The 20,723-nt window shown below is 53.9% G+C and carries 19 protein-coding genes and 1 tRNA gene; 5 read left to right on the forward strand and 15 right to left on the reverse strand.

Going from position 1 to position 20,723, the window contains the following annotated elements; translation table 11 throughout:
• The first annotated feature begins 59 nt into the window (after positions 1-59).
• From mak to JSS95_17645, 5 genes are all read left to right on the forward strand, one after another.
• Positions 60-962, forward strand: a complete 903-nt coding sequence (gene mak / locus JSS95_17625; GenBank protein MBS1801635.1) for a fructokinase — start codon at positions 60-62, stop codon at positions 960-962.
• 141 nt (positions 963-1,103) lie between these two features.
• Positions 1,104-1,190 (forward strand) — tRNA-Leu (locus tag JSS95_17630).
• Positions 1,191-1,459: 269 nt separating this feature from the next.
• The gene (locus tag JSS95_17635; protein MBS1801636.1) at positions 1,460-1,909 is read left to right on the forward strand and encodes a DUF2384 domain-containing protein; all 450 of its coding nucleotides are present in this window, start codon (positions 1,460-1,462) and stop codon (positions 1,907-1,909) included.
• Positions 1,910-1,941: 32 nt separating this feature from the next.
• Positions 1,942-2,640, forward strand: a complete 699-nt coding sequence (locus JSS95_17640; GenBank protein MBS1801637.1) for an RES family NAD+ phosphorylase — start codon at positions 1,942-1,944, stop codon at positions 2,638-2,640.
• A gap of 1,037 nt (positions 2,641-3,677) precedes the next feature.
• Positions 3,678-5,444 (forward strand): hypothetical protein, encoded by a 1,767-nt coding sequence (locus tag JSS95_17645; protein ID MBS1801638.1) that lies wholly within the window; start codon positions 3,678-3,680, stop codon positions 5,442-5,444.
• Positions 5,445-5,547: 103 nt separating this feature from the next.
• On the opposite strand, the gene JSS95_17650 is transcribed toward JSS95_17645, so the two are convergent.
• The 15 genes from JSS95_17650 to JSS95_17720 form a co-directional block, all read right to left on the reverse strand.
• Positions 5,548-6,519 (reverse strand): NAD(P)-dependent oxidoreductase, encoded by a 972-nt coding sequence (locus JSS95_17650; GenBank protein MBS1801639.1) that lies wholly within the window; start codon positions 6,517-6,519, stop codon positions 5,548-5,550.
• 19 nt (positions 6,520-6,538) lie between these two features.
• A complete protein-coding gene (locus JSS95_17655; GenBank protein ID MBS1801640.1) occupies positions 6,539-7,855 on the reverse strand; it encodes an ATP-grasp domain-containing protein in 1,317 nt (438 codons plus the stop codon).
• Between the two features lie 34 nt (positions 7,856-7,889).
• Positions 7,890-8,915 (reverse strand): hypothetical protein, encoded by a 1,026-nt coding sequence (locus tag JSS95_17660; protein MBS1801641.1) that lies wholly within the window; start codon positions 8,913-8,915, stop codon positions 7,890-7,892.
• 14 nt (positions 8,916-8,929) lie between these two features.
• On the reverse strand, positions 8,930-10,021 hold the full coding sequence (locus JSS95_17665) for a hypothetical protein (protein ID MBS1801642.1): 1,092 nt from the start codon (positions 10,019-10,021) through the stop codon (positions 8,930-8,932).
• An 18-nt stretch (positions 10,022-10,039) separates the two neighbouring features.
• Positions 10,040-10,783 carry an RraA family protein gene (locus JSS95_17670; GenBank protein ID MBS1801643.1) on the reverse strand — a complete coding sequence of 248 codons (744 nt, stop codon included), beginning with the start codon at positions 10,781-10,783 and terminating at the stop codon, positions 10,040-10,042.
• 110 nt (positions 10,784-10,893) lie between these two features.
• Complete coding sequence (locus tag JSS95_17675) at positions 10,894-11,574, reverse strand: sugar transferase (protein MBS1801644.1); 681 nt, start codon at positions 11,572-11,574, stop codon at positions 10,894-10,896.
• Between the two features lie 45 nt (positions 11,575-11,619).
• On the reverse strand, positions 11,620-12,315 hold the full coding sequence (locus JSS95_17680) for an acetyltransferase (GenBank protein ID MBS1801645.1): 696 nt from the start codon (positions 12,313-12,315) through the stop codon (positions 11,620-11,622).
• Positions 12,316-12,348: 33 nt separating this feature from the next.
• Complete coding sequence (locus tag JSS95_17685) at positions 12,349-13,500, reverse strand: right-handed parallel beta-helix repeat-containing protein (protein ID MBS1801646.1); 1,152 nt, start codon at positions 13,498-13,500, stop codon at positions 12,349-12,351.
• 145 nt (positions 13,501-13,645) lie between these two features.
• Positions 13,646-14,398, reverse strand: a complete 753-nt coding sequence (locus tag JSS95_17690; protein MBS1801647.1) for a ChbG/HpnK family deacetylase — start codon at positions 14,396-14,398, stop codon at positions 13,646-13,648.
• Entirely contained in the window at positions 14,382-15,674 is a 1,293-nt protein-coding gene (locus tag JSS95_17695; protein MBS1801648.1) for a glycosyltransferase family 4 protein, read from the reverse strand. Before JSS95_17695 ends, JSS95_17690 begins: the two co-directional genes overlap by 17 nt.
• 82 nt (positions 15,675-15,756) lie before the next feature.
• The gene (locus tag JSS95_17700; GenBank protein MBS1801649.1) at positions 15,757-16,506 is read right to left on the reverse strand and encodes a WbqC family protein; all 750 of its coding nucleotides are present in this window, start codon (positions 16,504-16,506) and stop codon (positions 15,757-15,759) included.
• A gap of 11 nt (positions 16,507-16,517) precedes the next feature.
• Complete coding sequence (locus JSS95_17705; protein MBS1801650.1) at positions 16,518-17,156, reverse strand: PIG-L family deacetylase; 639 nt, start codon at positions 17,154-17,156, stop codon at positions 16,518-16,520.
• A gap of 50 nt (positions 17,157-17,206) precedes the next feature.
• On the reverse strand, positions 17,207-18,379 hold the full coding sequence (locus tag JSS95_17710; protein ID MBS1801651.1) for a glycosyltransferase family 4 protein: 1,173 nt from the start codon (positions 18,377-18,379) through the stop codon (positions 17,207-17,209).
• 36 nt (positions 18,380-18,415) lie between these two features.
• Positions 18,416-19,450 carry a GDP-mannose 4,6-dehydratase gene (locus tag JSS95_17715; GenBank protein ID MBS1801652.1) on the reverse strand — a complete coding sequence of 345 codons (1,035 nt, stop codon included), beginning with the start codon at positions 19,448-19,450 and terminating at the stop codon, positions 18,416-18,418.
• Positions 19,451-19,473: 23 nt separating this feature from the next.
• The gene (locus JSS95_17720) at positions 19,474-20,436 is read right to left on the reverse strand and encodes a glycosyltransferase (GenBank protein ID MBS1801653.1); all 963 of its coding nucleotides are present in this window, start codon (positions 20,434-20,436) and stop codon (positions 19,474-19,476) included.
• Positions 20,437-20,723: the final 287 nt, after the last annotated feature.

Genomic DNA, 20,723 nt, shown 5'->3' on the forward strand with positions numbered 1-20,723 from the left:
TCTGTAAATCACCCTGGAGAGTTTCAGTGCACGAAGGAAATATACAAACGCATACAGGAATGCGGATTGGTGTCGATGTTGGAGGGACGAAGATCGAGGCGTTAGCGATCGACAATGATGGCAAAGAGCTGTTGCGCTATCGCCTGGATACGCCGCGTAACGACTACAAGGGCACAGTCGACGCGATTGTGGGCCTGGTGCATCGCATTGAAACGGAGACAGGAAAAACGGGCACGGTAGGCGCGGGAATTCCTGGCAGTATCTCGGGCAAGACCGGCTTGGTGAAGAACGCCAATTCGACGTGGCTGAATGGAATGCCGTTCGATAGGGACCTGTCCATGGCGATGGCGCGCGAGGTGCGTCTTGCGAACGATGCGAACTGTCTTGCCGTGTCGGAGGCGACAGATGGCGCGGCGGCAGGGAAGAATGTCGTCTTCGGTGTGATCCTGGGGACGGGGTGCGGTGGCGGCGTTGCGATTGGAGGCAAGGTGCATCCTGGGCCTAATGGCACTGGAGGCGAGTGGGGGCATATTCCACTGCCGTGGCCAAAGGAAGAGGAGAATCCGGGACCTCTCTGCTACTGCGGCAAACGCGGCTGCATGGAGATGTGGGTCTCAGGGACAGGGCTGGCGCGGGATTACAAGCAGGTGACCGGCAGGGCTGCCACCTCTCGCGAGATTATTGCGGATTTTCTTGCAGGAGATGCGGAGGCTACTGCGGCGGTCGAGCGCCTGGAAGACCGTCTGGCCCGCGGAATGGCGAACATTGTCAACATTCTTGACCCCGACGCCTTTGTGTTGGGAGGCGGTCTTTCGCATACGCAGCATCTCTATGAGAGCCTTCCAAAGCGTTTGTCGAAGTACGTTTTTGGGGGAGAGTTCGATACACCGATTCTACAGGCCAAGTATGGCGATTCGAGCGGTGTTCGCGGCGCAGCCTGGTTGTGGCCGCTCTCACAGTAATATCCGACGGTCGATGGCCACGAATGGATAGAACTTGCCCTCAGAGGTTCGGTGGCAAGGTCCACGTCTACAAGGCTAAGCCGCGCACCCCTCGTAGGATCGATCTTCAAGCTCAGCACTTTGTGGTCTAATAGAGACATTGGCGGGTTGGCGGAACTGGCAGACGCAGGGGTCTCAAAAACCCCCGAGAGCAATCTCGTATCGGTTCGATTCCGATACCCGCCACCAATACAATCCCCTCAAAACTGAGTTCAACGTTCTTCGGTGATGATTCTTTCGACCGGTCAGACTTTTCGTGTGAAATTTACACATTTTCTTACACAACTATTGAATAGGCGACATGTAAGTAATTGATGATAAATAAGTTGCTATCATTAAAAAAGGACTCAAATCCCCCTGATCCCTTGCGGTCGGGGGGCGAGCAACTATCTTTTTAGGGCTTCTTGCGGGTTATCCTTGTTTTCGAGGATAATAATTGTCGAAATCGAGGTTTCGCGATGACTGCTGCTGCTGTCACACTTGTCCTACCCCGGATCGCCGGATACGACTTCGAATCCGGTGCCGATCTCGGCAGTGCCTCCGAACGCGCGGAGCTTTCCTCCGCAGCTATCAAGGCATTCCTGAATCTTCGCAAGAAGTGGGATTTGAATGAAGAACAATCTCGTGCCTTACTCGGTGGCCTGGCGTCTTCGACTTTCCACGCTTGGAAGACCCATCCGAAGAGGACGCTCGATCAGGACACGCTTACGCGCATCTCTCTGCTCATTGGAATCTACAAAGCTCTGAACATCTATTTCGGTAAGCCCTGGGCAGACCGCTGGATTACGCTTTCAAATCGTGGGTCGATCTTTATGGGCCGTACACCTCTTGCGTACATGATTCAGCGTGGTCAGCCGGGAATGATCGAGGTCCGGCGAATGCTTGACGCTTGGCGGGGTGGGCAGTGATTCCACCGCTTCGCCAGGTTGACCGGGACGGTATGCACCGGTTGATCCCCTCCCGGTACAGCAATGGTGGAACAGTTCTCGATGACATCGCCGATAACGATGACATGCTCGAAAAATTAATTCGACTGGATGGGGCCACGAATGATCGCATTCAGGGAGAGCAATCTGGACTGGTTGGCATCAGCACTTACGAGCTGGTTTACGGTATTCCCAGTGCCCAAATTGTTCGCGCGGCCTTCCTTCATCCGAGCCCGACCGGGGCTCGATTCAACGACTCTACCCGAGGCGCCTGGTACGCTGCGGACAAACTGGAAACCTCGCTTACCGAGGTGAGCTATCACAAGGCTAAACGGCTCTCCGACATCGTGGTTCCTGATTCTCCATCAGGTATGCCGGAGACAGAATCCTCTACCTACGATGACTGGCTCGCCGATTTTCATGCGGAGTTTCACTCCTTGGAACCCGCTGCGGACTATGCGGAATGTCTGGAACCTGAACCTGTTCCAGAGTGCTACAGGGAACCTCAGAAGCTCGCGCGGAGGCTCCTGAAGGCGCAGTCCAACGGCATCCTTTACCCCAGCGTAAGGAAGAAAGGCGGGCGTTGCTTAGTATGCTTTCGGCCAGCACTGGTCTACCGGCCACGCCGCGACAAGCGATACGAAATTTCCTTCCACTTGGAGCGCAATCGATATCGTCAGGAAGTTCATGAGATCCCATTGAACAGGAATTGAGTGCGGGTGTAGAGCCTGCAGTGCTGGCGCAGTCCGCATCCCTCTTGCCCTTCATGCAGAAACCCGTGATTCCGAAAGGTACTTGCAACGGCGATCAACGAGGATGATGCAACGGCCTCCGTGCCACTAACAATGGACGTTGCCGACTATTTTGAATTCGGTGCCAGGCAAGCAAAGCAAAAACTTCATTGTCGACAAGAAGTAGATAGTCCATCTTCGAAGTTGCATCTCTCTTCGCCGCCACAAAATCGATCAGTAATAGCTACGCTCGGACGGGAAAAAATTGCGCAATAGTTTGCACAACACACCTTAATGATTCGCCACCTAAGAATGGATCGACTCAGTAAGTCTTTTTTTCAGTAAATGATGGCTGGATTGTGAATTTGGCGCTTAACTTGCTTCCACCTTGTCAGCGCCCGCTGTGCTTTCTGGCTCCCCGAAAAATACGCATCGGCAACATCATTTGGTTTCGGAAAAACGATTTTTAAAGACTTCAACCTTCGCGCACTAGTGTGCGCGCCGAACAACTAACGAGATACAACCCACCCCTTGTTCTGTTATCTCGCGGACCTCGGACAGCCCTGTCTCCCGTCGAGTTCAGCAGAACTGTGTCTTTTTGTCACCCGGCAAAACTGCCGGCCAACACGTGCTCAAAATCTTTTAATGAGGATGAAATATTGGCATTTTTCAAGAAGTTCTTTGGCGTATCTTCACTGCTGGCATTGGCGTTCACGGTCGCGTGTGGTAGCGGACAATCTGCTACCCTTGCTTCCCGCGCATCCAGTCACTCCATTGTATCGATTACCTCTCCCAGCACTCTTCCAAGCGGCGTTGTATCTACCTTGTATAGCACCGCGCTTACTGCTACCGGGGGGACTTCTCCCTACACATGGGCAATCAAAAGCTGTTCGGGTGCCTGTAACACTGGGCTTGGGTTCAACGCGGCTGGCCTGTTATCTGGTGTACCAGTTAATGCTGGGACAAGCACGTTCACCTTTGCAGTAACCGATGCCAAAGGGCAGACCGCATCCGCTCCCATGAGTGTCACGATCGGAACCGCAGCCAATCCCCCTGCAACCACTCCTCCTGCAAACACCGCTTTGACGATCACTTCTCCCAGCACGCTTCCGAGTGGCGTTGTGTCTACGTTCTACAGCGCTCCTCTCACTGCTACCGGTGGAACGTCTCCGTACACATGGTCGATCAAGGGTTGTGCAGGTGCTTGTAACACCGGACTGGGTTTCAGCAACTCTGGCCTCTTATCCGGCACACCCATCAATGCCGGAACCAGCACGTTCACTTTCGCGGTAACGGACTCCAAGGGGCAGACTGCTTCAGCACCCATGAACATCGCCATCGGGGCTGCAACCGCTCCTCCTGCGACGACTGCTCCGCCAACCTCCCCGCTGTCAATCACTTCTTCCAGTACGCTCCCGAATGGCAGCGTATCTGCCGCATACAGCGCTTCTCTTTCTGCTACCGGTGGTACGACTCCCTATGCCTGGACAATTAGGAGTTGTTCAGGAGTCTGCGATGCTGGTCTTAGCTTGAGCCAGGCTGGCGCTTTCTCCGGTACGCCAACTCAATCAGGAGCGACCACCTACAACGTAGTAGTGAGCGATGCCAACGGCCAGACAGCTTCGGCGTCTTTGAATCTCACCGTTGCCGCAGCCGCAGCGCCAAACCCCAGCGGTGCCAACTACTATGTGTCGCCGTCGGGCAGCAATTCTGGCTCGTGCACTCAAAGCAGTCCTTGCGCTACACCCGACTATGCCTTCAATCGCGCGTCCCCTGGCGAAACCGTACAGGTTGCGGCTGGCACGTACGATTACGGCAGCAGTGCGGCGCAGTTCACAAAGTCGGGATCTGCAGGAAAGTACATCACTGTTACTTGCGCCACCAGAGGTGCGTGCAAGATTCAGAACTCGGTGACCGGCAACAGCACCGTGGTCGTCCTCGGGGGCAGCTACATCACCTTCGACGGCTTTGAGGTTACCAATACCAGTTCGGCGGGTAACAACCTCGGTCTGTATGTAACCACTTCGTATGTCAACATCACTCGCAACACCATCCATGGCATTCAGACCGATTGCGGCTCGAATGGCGGTGGTGGCATCCAGATCGCCGGCAGCGGCTCCAGCAACAGCGATCTTAACCACATCACGATCGACAGCAACTTGATCTATGACATTAATTATCGTAACGGTAGCCCGAAATGTACTTCGAGCACTGTGCAATCGGACGGCATCCTTGTTGAGACTGCGGGAACCGCAAACGTGGTCACGAACAATATCGTCCATCACACTTCGGGCGGCTGGGGCATCCTGGTCGGGAACTCGAACGCGACCAATAACAATGTCAATTCGTTGATCTCGAACAACACCGTCTTCTCAACAACTGGTGGCATTATCGTCATGAGCGGTAACGGCACGACCATCAGCAACAACATCGTTGCGAACACAGGTCAGCAGACCAGCCGGTGCGGAATTACCGCTCCTCCTGGTGTTTCCATCACTTATCTGAACAATGACCTTTGGAACAACGCTGGCGGAAACTATTGCCTCCAATGGGGCACGAGCAACCAGAGCGTGCATTCGAACGATATCTCTTTGGATCCTGCGCTGGGAACGACGTTCGTCAACTGGCAAGCAGACGGCTCAGGGGATTACCACCTGAAGCCAGGTTCGCCAGCGATCGACGCCGGGAACTCCACCGTGGGTCCTCCCCCGACCGCCGACTTCGATGGCAATCCGCGTCCTAAAGGCGCTCGCCACGATATCGGAGCGTACGAGTACCAGAACTAGCACCAGCTGTAACAACTTCATAACACGACCCCATCCGGCGAGGAGGTTTCCTCGTCCGGATGGGGTCATTTTTTTTCGTGCGCGAAAACGTCTGCGACTATCGCTATGAGGCTTCACCGCGGTTTCCAACGATGATCGGCTGCTCGTCAAATCCCTCTCCATCCGGGCTCTGTCGTTCTGTAAATTGAGACTGCAATATCCGCTGCTTATGTATCTCCCCAATCACTTCAGCAATGGTCCATTGCTGAGGGGCACGTTCGGGCCAGTCGGCATTGGCCAAAGCGGACGTGAGTTCTCGAACGGCATGAACGATTCGAGGGGACAAGCCACTGCTCAACATCGTCTCTTCCACTTCTTTCAGTTCTTCGCATCGTCTGGCAGCATGTTGTGGATAGGTGGGCAACATCCGCCGGACGACTTCCATGATGCTTGGGTAAATCTCGTCGCAAGACTCCATTGCTTCGTTGAGCAGATGCATGTTTTGGGCAAGCATCATGGTCTCGATGAACAGCGCCGACAAGCCTTTCGGTATCCCCGAAACGATCATCTTGAGAGCCGACGCCTGGCCCGGCATATCTCCGACGACTTTGACACGCATGATGGATTCGAATTGAGCTGAAAGTTCGCTTGCGCGCGCTCCGCTAAGGTATAGGGTCCCCCTTTGCCCGAGTTGTGACGCTAACCCAAAGATCGAACCATCGACGAAGTCAACCGGAACGCGACCCAGCGCCTCAGAGATTTGTGCCACAGTCAACGGGGAGATGGAGTTCGCATCCAGATAAAGCAGCCTTCGGGAAGAACCTTCAAGGTGCGCAGCAACGTCTCTGGCTACGGAAAGCGCCGCACCTGGAGAAACAAGTGATATCACGACATCCGAGCGCTCGAGAACTTCACGAGGAAGCTCAACTGCGCTCAGCCCGTTCTTGTGACAAAGGTGGCGCGTACGAGGACTTCTGCCCTTGACGGTCGTAATAACGCGAAACCCGGCCTCGCACAGCAACTTCCCGAATGAGGCTCCCATCTCGCCCGGGTATAGGATCCCAATCGTACTGCGAAGCTGGTTATTGTCGGTCACGATAAATAGCCAAGGGCACCTATTTCGGCGGTAACACCATAACCGGTTCGATTTGGGCGGGGTTATCAGACTTGATAATCGTCGTTGAAGGCATAATTGGCGATTGCGACATCCGCGATCGATGCACGGGAGCGGCACTAGCTTTCCTACTTAGCTTTGCACGCCAGAACCGAGACCATGTGTAACGAATCAAACGAACGTTGCCGACGAGCGCAGGTAGCGGGTCATTCCACCGGAAAACAGGAAAAACCTGCCGGTGCATGATGCTGCGTATCCACGCCCGAAAGGTTAGCAGGCCCATTTTGCTCAGTTGCCGGTAAGCGGCGAAATCACCAACTGGTTTCCATAGTCGCATGCCCAAGCGGTAGCTGGACGGCGTCACATATGTGCGACCAGTTAGCCTGTTATATACGAACAATGGCAGATTCAGTCCGCTGGCAACGAGCAAGCAATCCGCCGCGGTAAAGCGTGCGTTGCATTCGATCAGTTTCAGCCGGCCATCCCGATGATCCATCTTGAACTCAACGTTCGCCACGCCACGCAATCCAACCTTCCGGAAAAGCGCCAATGCCTGTTCTTGAATATCCGGCACGTCGTCAGTTATGTGGTAAGTCGACCCACCCATATTCATGGGATATCGTCGAATAACCCTCTTAGTGAAATCAAGGAGGTTATTCCCATTTTCATCCAGATAGGTGTAATAGCTGCATAGTTGATCGTCGGGTCCCGGAATCATTTCGACAAGAAATGTCTGAATGCCTTCGCAACAGACCTTGTCAAAAGCACAAAGCAACTCCTCCAGGCTGTATGCAACGGAGTAGGTTCCGGAGAACTTCCTGCTGAATTTGTGCCCAATGATCGGCTTGAGCACCAAGGGAAACACTAATTCCTGCTCGAGCGTTACAATCTGCTCCCGTGTATCGGCCACCCAGAACTTCGGAGTAGGTACGCCGGCGACCTGTGCGGCGCGGTATGTCTGGAGTTTGTCGAGCATGCAAAGCTGCGCAGCCGGGTTCGACAAATCGAGTGTAAATTTCTCAGAAAGCGATTCGCGATGCATGGCGATAAGCTCGATCGCCTCATCACTGGCGGCCAATAGAACCGCACCTCGCAGATGGTCGGACTCGCGGCCCGAGAGATACGCCGCCCAAACCTCTACTCCGGTTGCGTTACTCTCCGGCAGGTCAATCCACTTACAGAACCGGGAGTACTTAACCTCAGCATGCGGATGATTGATCGCATAGACGGGAACACCGGCAGCACCCAGGCTCCTGGCGATCGAAAGGCACCCAAGGTCGCCTCCCACTATGACGGCGGGTGGTAGTCTGTCATTCAACAATTCGATTCCTTCCAGGCCATTTCGATAGGAGTCATGCCACCTGCGTAAGAGCTGCGGGGCGCGCCTGCCCCATTGTGATGGATGTGGCAAGCAGATCGACAATACCGCGTCGTGCCAGGTCGCGAATAGCTTCACGCACATCTCCGCCTTTTCCAGACTGTTCCATTTGCCAGGCAATTTCAGCTACGGTTCGGCGTCCATCCATCGAACGCAGTGCCTCGAACTCAGGTCCGGTGATGGAAGCGTGCGGCTGTCCATAGATGACTACGCCGAACAGTACGTTCCAGTCGCGGTTATACCGGCGATGAATGTAATCTACCCGCCTGGCAATCACGGGTATGCTGGCAGCCCAATTGGAAGGAGATGACTCAACCATGGACAACGTGCGTTGCCGTATCTCGGAACTGCGTGGATCTTCTCCTAGTGTGTCGCAGTTATAAGTATTCAACTTCAAATACAGCACCGTCGTTCCGGCACCATGTTCGCGCAGATGCCACATCGCGTTTCCTCTGAAAACCTGGACATCACGGGGCCGATCCTGAATTTCCACTCGAGGCGCACTCTTCAGCCTCGCATCTGGAAGGTCGTGTGGAGAGAAGCTGGAGCGCAACTCTGCCGTCGAATTGAATGGGTTCACACTGACGTCATGCTCCGGATAGATGACTAGTGTCGATTCTTCTGGAACACGGATCGAAAAACCGACGGCAAACTCAGAACCAAAACGGTCCTTGTGCGCCAGCGGGTACGGATCTGCACCGGGTTCATACTCTTTGATGTGGCGCTCCGACAATGTCAGGCTGTGCACATCGACGCCGCAGATCGTCGCGACGGTTGCGCGCAACTCATCATAATGCTCCGGTTCGAGAAATTCGAACATGGCCTGCTGCTTATCGCCGCGAGCGAAGTCTTTCAGATGCTTCTGGCCGAATGAATCCTCAACGTATTTAACCAGTTGGGCATGGAAGTCTTCGGGCAGGCCCTCCGGGATATGCACGTACCCATGCTCCGCAAAAGCGCCGGCATAGCTGTGAGCGTCGAAGTTGAACATTTTTGACATTTTGATCTCCTGTCTCAAGCTGCTGTGGGGTGCGGCTCCGCTACACGATTGGCGAGCAGAAACGGCAACAGGTGGACTGCGACGGGATAGCTCCCATCCCGCTTGTGATAGTGGTGGTGATACGAGGGTGTGGTGTTGATTTCCAGGATGACGCCACCCGACTCGGCCAGGGGCACAAGGGGATCGGGCGTGATTACGTCGATGCCCACGAACCGTACACCGGTAGCCGCCGCGGCCAACGCACCATCTTCAATAATGGATTTACACAACAGACCCTTTGCCGCGAAGTTGTCATGTTGGGAGTTGTCGTTGACGACCATTTTGAGCGTTACTGTGGTTCCCTCCGTTGCTACGGAAGAAAGTGTTAGACCCTGCGCCGCGAGCGTGTTCCGCACGTCCGTGTCAACCACAATAAGAGTGTGCGCAAGATCCGGCCCAGCGCTCAGTCTGGCGCGGTTTTCCAAGCGGATCAATTCCCTGACGGTGGACCTTCCGTCGGCTGTCACTGAGGAAGGTTTCCGAAGGACTGCATCGAGCAACACACCATCGAAGTAGAGAAGCCTGTAGACGTTGCCGCGTACCTGCTGCTCAACCATAAGATTTCGACCATAGACAGATGCATTTGCCGCCGCACGAACAAGGTCGAATGCCCCGCTAACACCGGTCGTCACGCCTCTTCCACCACCGCCGTTCGCTGGCTTTACGACGCATTTGTTCGCGGAGTTTTCGACAAACGCCGCGGCTTTAGCGATCTCATTGAGCGTGAATTCGCAATAAGGAGGGGTGGGCAATCGAAGTTTAGCCAGTAAACGATGCACCAGCGGCTTGTTGACTGTCACTGCAACATCGATCACACGATCTATGGATGTGGTGTTCTGTTGGACACGCGTGTAGTCCCGGCCAAGCCGAATTTCCAGAATCTCATCTCCCAAGACATTGATGCTGGCTCCATGCCGGGAAGCAGCGTCACGCCATAACTCGGTATAGAAGCGCGATCGATGTTCGAGAGCGAGGCGAGTGTCAGCGCTCCGCACACGGAACGCCTCTCTCAAGCGATATCCAACGTAAAGCATTTTGGCAACACCTGGACGACAGATCAGTTCCATCGAGATCGCTCCTCTTTTTTATGCAGCTACGCTTTCCCCAGCAGGGGTGACGGCACATCCAGCCTGTGTCAGGATTCGATCCACCCAGTCGTTGGAGAAATCTCCACGCTTGACGCTCTCCAGATACGCGGCCTGGTTGATCTTCTGGTTGCGCAGTCTTTTAAGAAGGTTGTCTGTAACTTCCTGCGGAACCACGACTATGCCTGCACCGTCTGCAACGATGACATCACCCGGGTTTACCACAATACCGCCGCAGCAAATGGGGTAATTTATCTCACCAGGTCCGCGATGCAGCGGTCCGATGGACGTGGTACCCCGCGCGAATATTGGAAAGTCCAACTCGAGAATGTCAGGTAAGTCGCGAATAAAACCATCTACGACGAAGCCGGCTATCCCGCGATGCCTAGCCTTGGTTGAAACCAGATCGCCCAACACCGCATTCATGGAAGAAGCGTGGGCATCAATGACCACGATGTCGCCCGGCATGGCCACGTCGAGACTCTTGTGCACCATCAGGTTATCCCCCGGAAACACCTTAACGGTGCAAGCCGCCCCACATAGCTTGTGGTGCGTGCCTGTCAAGCAGGTGATCGCAGAATCCATAGCGTACAGCCGGTTGAGCATGTCAGAGATATCCGGGGTTGGAAACTCTGTGAACTGCTCCATGAAATCGGAGGTTAAGCGACGAAACTCCGCTTTCACGCGAAAGCCCGGCCCGGGAAACATTTCAGCCGAAATTGGTTTTGTGGCTTTGTTTTCCATACTGCCTCCTTGTTGTAAGAAGAAGTTCGATGGTCTTCGATCGCCGCTTGAAACGTGCGGCCCAGCACTCATCGGTGCTCACCAATAAGATGTCATCGTGCGTAGCGTATTCAGCGACACGGCCCTTCATCTCTGAAGCTAGTTGCGTCGCAAGGCGCAGTCGCCGCCGTTCCGCTGCCCATGAACTCTGTTGCTCCAACCACGCCAGGCTGATCAATTCCGTCTCGCCTGATAATCCTCCACATAGTCAGAACAATGATCTTGAAATCAAGCCAAAAGGACTGGTGATCGACATACCAGACGTCCATCACAAATTTGCGATCCCAACTTACAGTGTTTCGACCATTGATCTGAGCCCACCCCGTGATACCAGGAAGCACTTCATGGCGTCGCATCTGAACAGAGGAATAACGATCCAGGTAGCAGGCCAGAAGGGGCCGAGGGCCGACGATGCTCATCTCACCGCGAATGACGTTGATCAGTTCCGGGAGTTCATCCAGACTGCTGCTACGCAGAAGGCGTCCAAACGACGTGATACGGGCACCGTCGCGCACCAATTTATCGCTAACATCGAGAGGCTTCATCATCGTGCGAAATTTCAATAAGGTGAAGAGCTTTCCGTCCAATCCCGGGCGGCGCTGTCGAAAGACAATCGGTTTACCGAGAAATACGAACACGAGCAAACCAATCAACAGCATGAGTGGCGACAAGAGGATGAGCGCAAGGGTCCCAACGCTCAGGTCGAATAGCCGTTTCAGTTTGTAAGTTCGAGCATGTTCTCGTGCGTCCATTGTGATGTGAAGCGTCTTCGTATTGCCGGGCGTCCCTGTTCGAGATCATGCAGCCGTTGACACTGTCGCAGCCACAGCATCGTTCGCGGGTTTCTTGATCAGTTCCTTAGCAGGAATTCCAACCACGGTTGTCCCTGGACTGACATCCTTATTTACTACCGCTCCTGCGCCAATGGTCGCACCGTCGCCAATTTTCACGTACTGCAGAATCTGGGCTCCGGTGCCTACGAGCACGCCGCTTCCCAGTTCAACTCCACCCGATATATTGACCGTTGGGTTGAGCACGCAACCGCGACCGATCACAGCTTCATGTCCGATGGTGCAAGACAGGTTAACCATGCAGAATGGCTCAAACTGAACGTTTACCGTGACGATGTTGCCAGCACAGACGATCACTCCTTCACCGACTTGCATCGTTCGTTGCTGCCATTTCACGTTGGGGTGGACAAGTGCGGGCCATGCGATGTGCGGAAATCTCCGTTTAAGTTCTTCCGCGAGTTTTAGCCTTACGGCCGGAGTGCCAATCCCTATAGCTAGCGCATCGACGCGATTTGATTCAAGCCAGGAGAAGTCTCCTAGGACGGGGCTGTCGTAAGGTCCGATTCGATTTGCGTCGCTCACAAGAAAGCCGACCGTTTCATACCTGGAAGACTCTTGACTGATCGCGGCTGAAATATCTTCCAGCATCCAGGCAAGTTCCCGGGCAAATCCTCCCGCACCTATGATTGCGATACGTTTCATCGAATTTCCTCCAGCCACATTTTGTGCTCTTGCTCAGTTTGCCTTCTTCGCCAGTTGCTCATCAGACTGATATGCGCCGAGATCGGGTGCCAAGCCAGCGGTCCGCGGTCTGCCCTCGAAATCGGTCTCTGGAGCGTCCATAACTCTTCCAGCCTTCAGTGCCGGGCTCGTTCTCTTCAAGTGGTAGTCACCCGTGAAGAAGTTTCCCGTAGGGTTGATAAATCTCGGATTCGCGAAAACAGCCTTGTCGAAGGAGTTACAAGTCGCACCGGATTTTATGCAACCTTGAAGCAAAATATTGCGATCCCGGTTGGCGAAGGACAAATTGTTCGTGTAGACGTTGTGCCGGCCTGCTCTGGAGTACTCCCAGAACCCAATAGTCCTGTTGTGGTACATGATGTTATTGGAGACAACCATATAATCGGCCAAACAGGTTCGATGGCATGGAGAGTCACCAGCTCCAACGAGAATGCCCACATCGTTCTCGAACACGGTGTTGTTGCTGATTGTATTGTTAGTGGCTGCGTGCCATGTGCCGATGCCCTTGGAGGCATTGTGATAGCTGATGTTGTTGACGGCAGTGTCGAACGGCGCTGCTAGATAGATGCCATGATACTTGTTGCAACTTCCGGGGCCGCCTGCACCAACGTTGTGTACCACGTTGGCGATGACCTCCATGTAGCCGCCCTGGTAGTTGCCTTGTTCGATCCCACTGGCGCCATAGCTCGAGCAACCTGTGCGCCCAGGAATATCATGTACATGGTTGCCGATAACGCGCACATGGGTCCCAAGAACCCAGATACCCATGTTGGCGTTACTCGTGACATCGAAATCAACCAGGTCAACATAATTTCCAGCAACGACAATACCCCATCCGAGATGGTTTTCCGGATTTACGTGTCCGACAATTCGCGCTGCCCACTTAGTTTCTGCGACCCATCGTATCCGCGCAGATTCGACTCCGCTCGTGCCAATTCGGATCGTGTTTTGGGCGGTGTAGCCGTTGTACTCTCCTGGCAATACGTGCACCGTGTCTCCAGGCTGCACTACGGAATCTGCTTTTTTGAAGCTCGAAAACGGTGCTTCCTTAGTACCAGGGTTCGAATCGTTGCCGGAAGGCGAGAGGTAGAACTCTGTGACCGGCGTCTCTGTCGCATAGGGTTGTTGCTCTGATGAGGCTCGCATAACTATCGCTGCGCAGAGCAGGGCAAATAGGGTTACAGTGCTTGCCCAGTGAGTTCTCGGTATTAGAAGCACCATGTGCATATATCGGATCCAGGAGAATTCTGCTTTCAGTATTTGCACCAGCACGTACCAACACGCAAAGCGTTCAAGGGTAGCTCGCGAGTTGATGCGTGGCAAACCAGCGATCCAGTTCCATGACATTGCGGTGATCGGGATTGTTTTCAGTATCCCCGGAGTTCAGATGCACCATGATCTCCACATCGTCCGGCGTGGCCGCAAGGATCTCCTGTACATCGGTTGCAGAGCCAAAGTATCGGGTTTTCGCCAGGCCGTATATCCGCAGCCTGACGTTGTAGAGGAATTTGTATAGCAAGTGAGTAAAGCCGATTCCGGGGCCACAGTTTCTAGCCAATCGGACGGCCTTTATCCCATACTGGTGCGCAACAGTAATGACCGCTGCCCCGATGGCCCATTCCGTGTGGACATGATGATGTGAATCCAGGTGGGTAGGATACAGCCCACGATCCAGACATGCCTTGACTTGTGCAGCAATCTCCGTTTCGACCGCAAGCCTCTCCTCCTTCGACAACCGAAGCCGTGTTTGCCGGTTCCTGCTCCGCAGCCTCCCAACGTCATCGCAAAAACGCGGACATCGTCGAATGGGAGCAGACAGTGGATAACCCTCTGTCAGGTTCAGGTGTACTCCGATCTTGCCGAGAAGTCGATGGCTGTGTGTCAACGCACAGGCTTCTTCGAAACCTGGCATATTGGCCATCAGGGTGGCACTTGAGATCACATTCTTCTCGAATGCTTCTACGATGGCCCGGTTGACTTCAGCACTCATCCCGAAGTCGTCAGCATTGACTATGATCTTTCGGGATTTATTGAGTGCGAGCATTTTTCACCTGCAACGTGGCGGTACGATCGACGTCCAAGCTCAGAGTTTCATTCTGTACTTGCTCGGGAAAAGCAAGAGCGCTCTGCAAGACTCGTTCGAGGCGGCGGGCAAGCCCGGAGTAATCGTGGTGCTCCTCTATGTAGCGCCGGCCACGTAATCCCATGTTCCATCTTTCCTCGCTCGACATGGCAGCCAACGTTTCGACCGCGGCTGCAATGGCCTTTGGCTCCTCCGGCGCTACAGTAATTCCAGCGACCGCTTCGACGATGGGATTGTTGTGCGAATTTCCAGCGAAGATCGTTGGACGCGCAGCGGCCATATATTCGTGAAGCTTGTTCGGACTTATACCGTAGCGGTATAAGTCGGTCTTCTTCGCTGTGATGATAAAGGCATCAGCGCCTTGTAATAGCGAGAAGACCTCTCGCCTCGGTACCGGATCAACAAACACAACGTTAGCAATGTTTTCTGTTACTACTTTGTGCTGCAATGCCGGTTTATTCGGGCCGTTTCCGATCAAGCGAAAACAAAAGCGGCCAGGTGCTTGCTTATTCAGAATGGCCGCTGCATCAAGCACCGAATCCAAGGCGTCGGATAAGCCGTGAGACCCTGCGTACATGACAGTAAACTGATTGCCTGGCGCAGGGGCGTGCGGAAGCGGCATGAGTTCCATATCCACACCATTAGGAATCCAGGTAATGTCGTTCGGTCGCGCACCTCGTGGCACCATATATTCCGAAGCGTTTGGCAAGAGAGTAACGATCTTGTCCGCATTGCGATACAGATATCGCTCAATCATTCCGAACCCGACAACTGCCGGGTGGTATGGGCGCATACCCATATCAATGAGCGTCTGCGGCCAAAGGTCACGTATTTCCAACACAAAAGGAACACGTATTCGTCTAGCCAACCGCTCTGCGGCCAAAGCTGCAAGTAAGGTCAGCGATGAGCCGATCACTATATCCGGTTTGGGCATTCTCCGGGTACCCAGACCAAGCCACACTTCAAATGCAAAAACAAACATGTTCCAAAGCCGCGCTAAGTTGTTGCGATACGCGGGTACGCGGAATAGCAGAAAAGGAACCTCGTCAAACTGCTCAAAAGTGCACAGCCTTCGGTGTGCGCAGCTCATCTGCATCCCAGTGGCATGATTGAAACTGGATGCGACAACTGTGACCTCATGTCCCCTGCGAATCAGTTCTCGCGCAAGAGTTGAGTGGCGCGTACCGCCAGGCTCCGACGGCGGAAGAGCGTAGTGATTAATTAGCCACACTCGCATGTGAATTGATCCTCAACTACCGATTGATTACGAGTAGCGTGTCCTTCGCTTCGCACTATGGCGCTAACTCAAAGCTGCGCAATCAGTCTTGGCCGGAACCGATACCTAATAGCCGTCTTGTCTCTAAGCAACCACAATTCATCAGGACGTCGACGATAGATAGATTGCCAACGAATTCACCAAACCGTTGGGTATAACGTGGTTGAGAGAAGGAGGAGTACACAGGCGTAATTCCAGCGTCCTCAAATTTAGAGTCTTCCTGGTACGATTTAGCTCCCGTTCCGGCGAGGTATATCTCTGCCCCGACTGCTTGACATATATCCAACAGCAGGTCGGTTTTGTGACCCGATACATTCAATCTGCTTGCACGTATAAACTCTGTTCTTAGGCCGAGGCAGGTGGCGATTGCGTAGATCACCCCGATATTGAAATCTGCCAGCGAGGTCGTCGTGCCGGTGTCGGCAGAGTACAGCGGCTCAAGCAATGCTTGGATCTCTTTGAAGTAGGGCGCCCTGCTATAGTTGCCCCGCAACGTTGCCAGATGCCGTTTCGCCCACGGGTGAGTATTATCGGTTTCTACTTCACCGATGAGTTGGCCGGATCGGCCGCTCGTAAGCACCGGGATCGTTAGCCATGCCGGACCGGTTGGCGTTTTTATGGAATTTCGATTGACGAAGCTGCCAGATGGATAGACTACAGTGTCCAGAAATACGAACTTGTCAGAATTTGCCATCTTGAAGAAATAACCCAACCAAGGTATGTAATTTGGCTGGTGGATAGCCGCAGTCGTATTCGTGTCGCAGAGTTTGGAATACTCGCGTGTCACGTCCATTGCTGGTTTACTTACCACTTGAGCCTCATCACTTCGAAGGCTTCGGCGTAAGGCGCTTTCACTTGCACTCCGCGAACTCTCGCCAACCCCTCGACAAATTCCAAAGAGAAGTAGGGGCGAGAAAGCTCAAACTGCGACTTATACGCCTGGAGCGCATCCCATTTTGCTTGCAAGTCACAGCGTTCCAGAGTGACAAATGCCTGTGCCGGAAACCCGATGTTGTTCCAGGGTAGTTCGTACCCCCAGACCGTCATATCTTTGAAGCAACGCAAACCTTCGACGTTGAGTACCTGGTGATCCTGGTGCAGGTCGCTGGCAGAGGGGAGAAATACCATGCTTGGATTGACTCGGCTCCTCAGTTTCACTAACTCTTCCAATAGCTCCTGCCGGTGGTAGGACAAGCGACGAACCGGATATCCGAATACTAAGGCTCTTTCAGGTGGGATACCGAGCGTCTGCATCGCAGCCAGAAACTCGTCGCGGAGTCGGGTCGGCGCTGTTCCAGGGGGGAGCGATTCTTCCGCCGTGGAAAAGGCAGCAACGAAAACGTCCTCACCCTCCCTGAGCAATCGTGCAATCGTGCCGCCACAGCCTAGTTCGGCGTCGTCCGTATGTGGAGCAAGCACCAAGACTCGCTGCATGGAACTCATCACCTGTTTGACCATGCTTTGACCTGTGAACTCCTAACTGCAATGGCCTGTCATTTATGCTCCCACGTTGAACAAAGGGGGTCTCTCATCCAGAGGGGCAAGGGTTCGACGGAGGAGCGTTTGTCGCTAAGCACGTTCTTGTATACCTGGCTCAGCACTTTGCTCGCCGCCGGCCAGTTATAGGCTCGAAGAACCGCATCGCGACCGTTGGTTCCCATCTGCTGCCGCAGTACCGGCCGATCGAGCAAGTCCGTGATGGCCGCTGCTGCCCGTTCCGCGTTACATGGATCGATGCAGATTCCACACTGCGCCGCGTCAATAATTTTCCTGAGGTTTGGAAAATCGGAAGAGACCAGCGGAAGTGCGCACCACATATATTCGAATAACTTGAGGGTGTTTTCTCCTGCGTATGCGTAAGCCGGCACGGGCTGAAGAAGCAACAGACCCAGATCGGCTTCAGCAATGTGCTGGTACACCGCGCGCAGGTTTTGATTTCCGAGATACCGGACGTTGGGGACTGCACGGATACGCTTCTCATCCTCGGGGAATGGACATGTTCCCATGAGTTCCAGTTCCACATTGTGATCTCGGAGCAACTCTGCGATCTTCAGCATTACCCCAAGGCCGCGCTCCTCGGACAACCCCCCCACGTAGATTAGTGTGCGCTTGCTGTGCTGCTTGCTCGCAACTCGCTCTACCGAGGTGAGCAGGGGATAATTTGGCACTACGCTGATAGGCAGTCCGGTGAACGTTTTGGTTGAGTAGCAATCTGCCACGAGGACATGGTCCCACAGCGCACTTACCATTCGTTCATAAGCTCCGAAGCCCACACTGATCATAGGGCGCAGCTTTGCTGGAATCCATCGCATGGAAAGAATCTTGTCAGGATAGAATTCTCGGGTATCGTAGATTACCTTCTTGCCAGCCAACTTGAGCAGAAGCCCCGCCGGAATAAGGTCGGGATGGTGAAATTGATATATGTCACCATCCTGCCGTTTGGCCTCCCGGTACATCTTCCAGGAGAGGCCAACCATACGCGAGAGACGCCCTTTCGATGGTGGCAGCGCACGTATCCTGACGCCATCGACGATTTCGTCGCGATCGTGGCAAACAATCTGAGTAACCTCGTACCCCTCTGCAACCTCTGATTTGCACGCTTTCTGAAATATCCGAATGTCGTCGGGGGGATACGTGCTCAGATGCACAATGTGTCGCACTTTCATCGGGTAGATATCCTTGTGGTCGAACACCGCTCTGGCCTACGCTGCCGCGTCGGTATTTTCCAGTTGCCGACGTGCGGCGTCAAATGTTTCTGTAGTCGAGCTAGGCTTCTGTCTCTGCCTGAAATGTTCGGCAATAAGGTCAATCGTGCTATCAAGAGACGTTGAAGGTCGCCATCCGATACACCGTTCGATCTTGGCCGTCGACGGTATTCGACGCGGCATATCTTCGAACCCAGCCTCGTAAGCCTGGTCGTAGGGAATGTAGCTGATCGGAGAACTGCTGCTGAGCTTAGCTTTGATTAGCTTGGCGAGACCTTCAATGGAAATCTCTTCCGAACTACCTATGTTGAACACTTGACCGACGGACTCCGGAGCATCCAGCAATTTCAGAATCGCTGCTACCGTATCTCCTACATAGCAGAAACAGCGGCTTTGTTTGCCTGTTCCAAATACTGTGATCGGCCGGCCCTCCAGAGCCTGCCGAACGAAGTTCGGCACGACCATTCCATATTGCCCCGTCTGCCGCGGCCCTATGGTGTTAAAGAACCTTCCGACAACAACCGGGAGCTTTCTCTCTTTCCAATATGCCAAGGCCAGAAACTCATCCAGGGCCTTCGATGCGGCATAACTCCATCGACCCTTATCCGTCGAACCTAGAACCAGATCGTCCTCTTCGCGGAAGGGAAAGTGCGCACTCTTACCGTAAACCTCCGAGGTCGAAGCGATGAACACCTTTTTCTTTTTCTTGCGTGCTGCCTCCAGCACCAATTCCGTTCCCTTGATGTTGGTCTCAATCGTACGGACCGGGCTCTCGACAATAAGACGCACTCCGACTGCAGCTGCAAGATGCACAACAATATCGCTCTCATCAACCAGTTCGGCCAGCAAAGCCTTGTTCATTACGGAATCGATCCAGTAATTGAGCTTTGGAATGTTTTTAAGATGGCGAATATTCTCCGAGCTACCGGTGGAGAGGTCGTCCATAATTAGAACTTCGTCACCTCGGGACAGCAATGCTTCTGTAAGGTGAGAACCTATAAATCCTGCACCGCCCGTAATGAGAACACGCATGTCATTTCCCCCTATCAGGTTTTCTATTTCGTGCTGACCAGAAATGGTCCCGCGGAAGTGGAATCCGGCCTGCGGGATCCGTTCACATGCCCAACCGCAGCGAAACATAGCTCCTCAAGTATTTCTGCACTACAGGACCAGGAGCAGTGAGCTTCGACAAACCGGCGGCCTTCTGCGGAAAGGCGCGCGCATTCCTCGCCGTGAGTCAAAAGTCTGATGATACCGGCGGCAATCTCTTCGGCGTTTGTGCCGATAATCAATTGCGGTTCGATGCCGCTTACGCACAGTCCAGCCGCTACCACAGGAGTCGTGACGACGGGCACTTCCATCGACATGGCTTCAAGCACCTTGTTCTGCACTCCGGAGGCGAAGCGAAGCGGTGCAACAAATACGTCAGCTCGATCCAGATATGGTCTGATGTCACCGACTGCCCCAGTAACCGTCACATCGGAGAAACGCTGGGCGGCATTTACCAACTCCGGTAAAGGATCACGGCCCACAATCAGAACTTCCAGATCTGAAATGGCTCGCCTTACTAGCGGAAGTATCCTATCCAGTAGAAATACGGCCGCGTCTGCGTTAGGGGAATAGCTCATGACTCCTGAAAACACGATGCAGTTTCTTCCGGAGGGTGGGGAGCTACGTTTCCAGTAGTCATAATCAACGCCCTGTGGCACGACTACGCTTTGGTCGGAAGGTCCCAGGAGATTCTCTCTGTCCCGCGCCGAGATGAAAAACCGGTAAGGCGTTTTGCGCGAGAGTCTTTCTTCCAACCGTCGTTCCCTCACATAATGGAAAAATAGTTTCGGCCAATGCAAGAGAGAAGCTTGTCGCATCTGCTGGAGGACCCGCTCGCAATTGGTGTCGCCGCACTCAACTACGATGGGCACTTCGACTCTCTGTAATAGCGGAATAGCCTCTCGACCATGAAAGAGTACAAGATCGAAGTTTTCCTCCCGCAGCAAACTGAGGGCCACCGCCTTCATCTGTTTCACAGCCCACCGCGTGCCCCAGAGCTCCTGTAGTCGTCTACCAAGAGCGGGTACTCGATCGCACATCCTGAGCCATCTGGGTTCGGGAGCATTGCATCGACTGAAGAACGCAATCCGCTCAGCATACGGACTCAGCGCGACGATCGTTTCCGGCGAAACCTGCTTCAAGTTAGTAAGGCAGATAAAAGTAACGGCGTGGCGTTGCCCTAATACGCGTAAGAGGTGGAAACCTCGCAAATAGCCGCTTGTCAGGGGGTAAGGGAGCTCGGGATATAACCAAA

The sequence above is a fragment of the Acidobacteriota bacterium genome (assembly GCA_018268895.1).
Lineage (GTDB): Bacteria > Acidobacteriota > Terriglobia > Terriglobales > Acidobacteriaceae > Edaphobacter.

What these genes read in the sequence shown, in the direction of transcription:
- mak (MBS1801635.1), top strand. Translation starts at nt 60, where the DNA reads ATGCGGATTGGTGTCGATGTTGGAGGGACGAAGATCGAGGCGTTAGCG.
- JSS95_17635 (MBS1801636.1), top strand. Translation starts at nt 1,460, where the DNA reads ATGACTGCTGCTGCTGTCACACTTGTCCTACCCCGGATCGCCGGATAC.
- JSS95_17640 (MBS1801637.1), top strand. Translation starts at nt 1,942, where the DNA reads ATGCACCGGTTGATCCCCTCCCGGTACAGCAATGGTGGAACAGTTCTC.
- JSS95_17645 (MBS1801638.1), top strand. Translation starts at nt 3,678, where the DNA reads ATGAGTGTCACGATCGGAACCGCAGCCAATCCCCCTGCAACCACTCCT.
- JSS95_17660 (MBS1801641.1), bottom strand. Translation starts at nt 8,915, where the DNA reads ATGTCAAAAATGTTCAACTTCGACGCTCACAGCTATGCCGGCGCTTTT.
- JSS95_17665 (MBS1801642.1), bottom strand. Translation starts at nt 10,021, where the DNA reads ATGGAACTGATCTGTCGTCCAGGTGTTGCCAAAATGCTTTACGTTGGA.
- JSS95_17670 (MBS1801643.1), bottom strand. Translation starts at nt 10,783, where the DNA reads ATGGAAAACAAAGCCACAAAACCAATTTCGGCTGAAATGTTTCCCGGG.
- JSS95_17675 (MBS1801644.1), bottom strand. Translation starts at nt 11,574, where the DNA reads ATGGACGCACGAGAACATGCTCGAACTTACAAACTGAAACGGCTATTC.
- JSS95_17680 (MBS1801645.1), bottom strand. Translation starts at nt 12,315, where the DNA reads ATGAAACGTATCGCAATCATAGGTGCGGGAGGATTTGCCCGGGAACTT.
- JSS95_17685 (MBS1801646.1), bottom strand. Translation starts at nt 13,500, where the DNA reads ATGCGAGCCTCATCAGAGCAACAACCCTATGCGACAGAGACGCCGGTC.
- JSS95_17690 (MBS1801647.1), bottom strand. Translation starts at nt 14,398, where the DNA reads ATGCTCGCACTCAATAAATCCCGAAAGATCATAGTCAATGCTGACGAC.
- JSS95_17695 (MBS1801648.1), bottom strand. Translation starts at nt 15,674, where the DNA reads ATGCGAGTGTGGCTAATTAATCACTACGCTCTTCCGCCGTCGGAGCCT.
- JSS95_17700 (MBS1801649.1), bottom strand. Translation starts at nt 16,506, where the DNA reads ATGGACGTGACACGCGAGTATTCCAAACTCTGCGACACGAATACGACT.
- JSS95_17705 (MBS1801650.1), bottom strand. Translation starts at nt 17,156, where the DNA reads ATGAGTTCCATGCAGCGAGTCTTGGTGCTTGCTCCACATACGGACGAC.
- JSS95_17710 (MBS1801651.1), bottom strand. Translation starts at nt 18,379, where the DNA reads ATGAAAGTGCGACACATTGTGCATCTGAGCACGTATCCCCCCGACGAC.
- JSS95_17715 (MBS1801652.1), bottom strand. Translation starts at nt 19,450, where the DNA reads ATGCGTGTTCTCATTACGGGCGGTGCAGGATTTATAGGTTCTCACCTT.
- JSS95_17720 (MBS1801653.1), bottom strand. Translation starts at nt 20,436, where the DNA reads ATGAAGGCGGTGGCCCTCAGTTTGCTGCGGGAGGAAAACTTCGATCTT.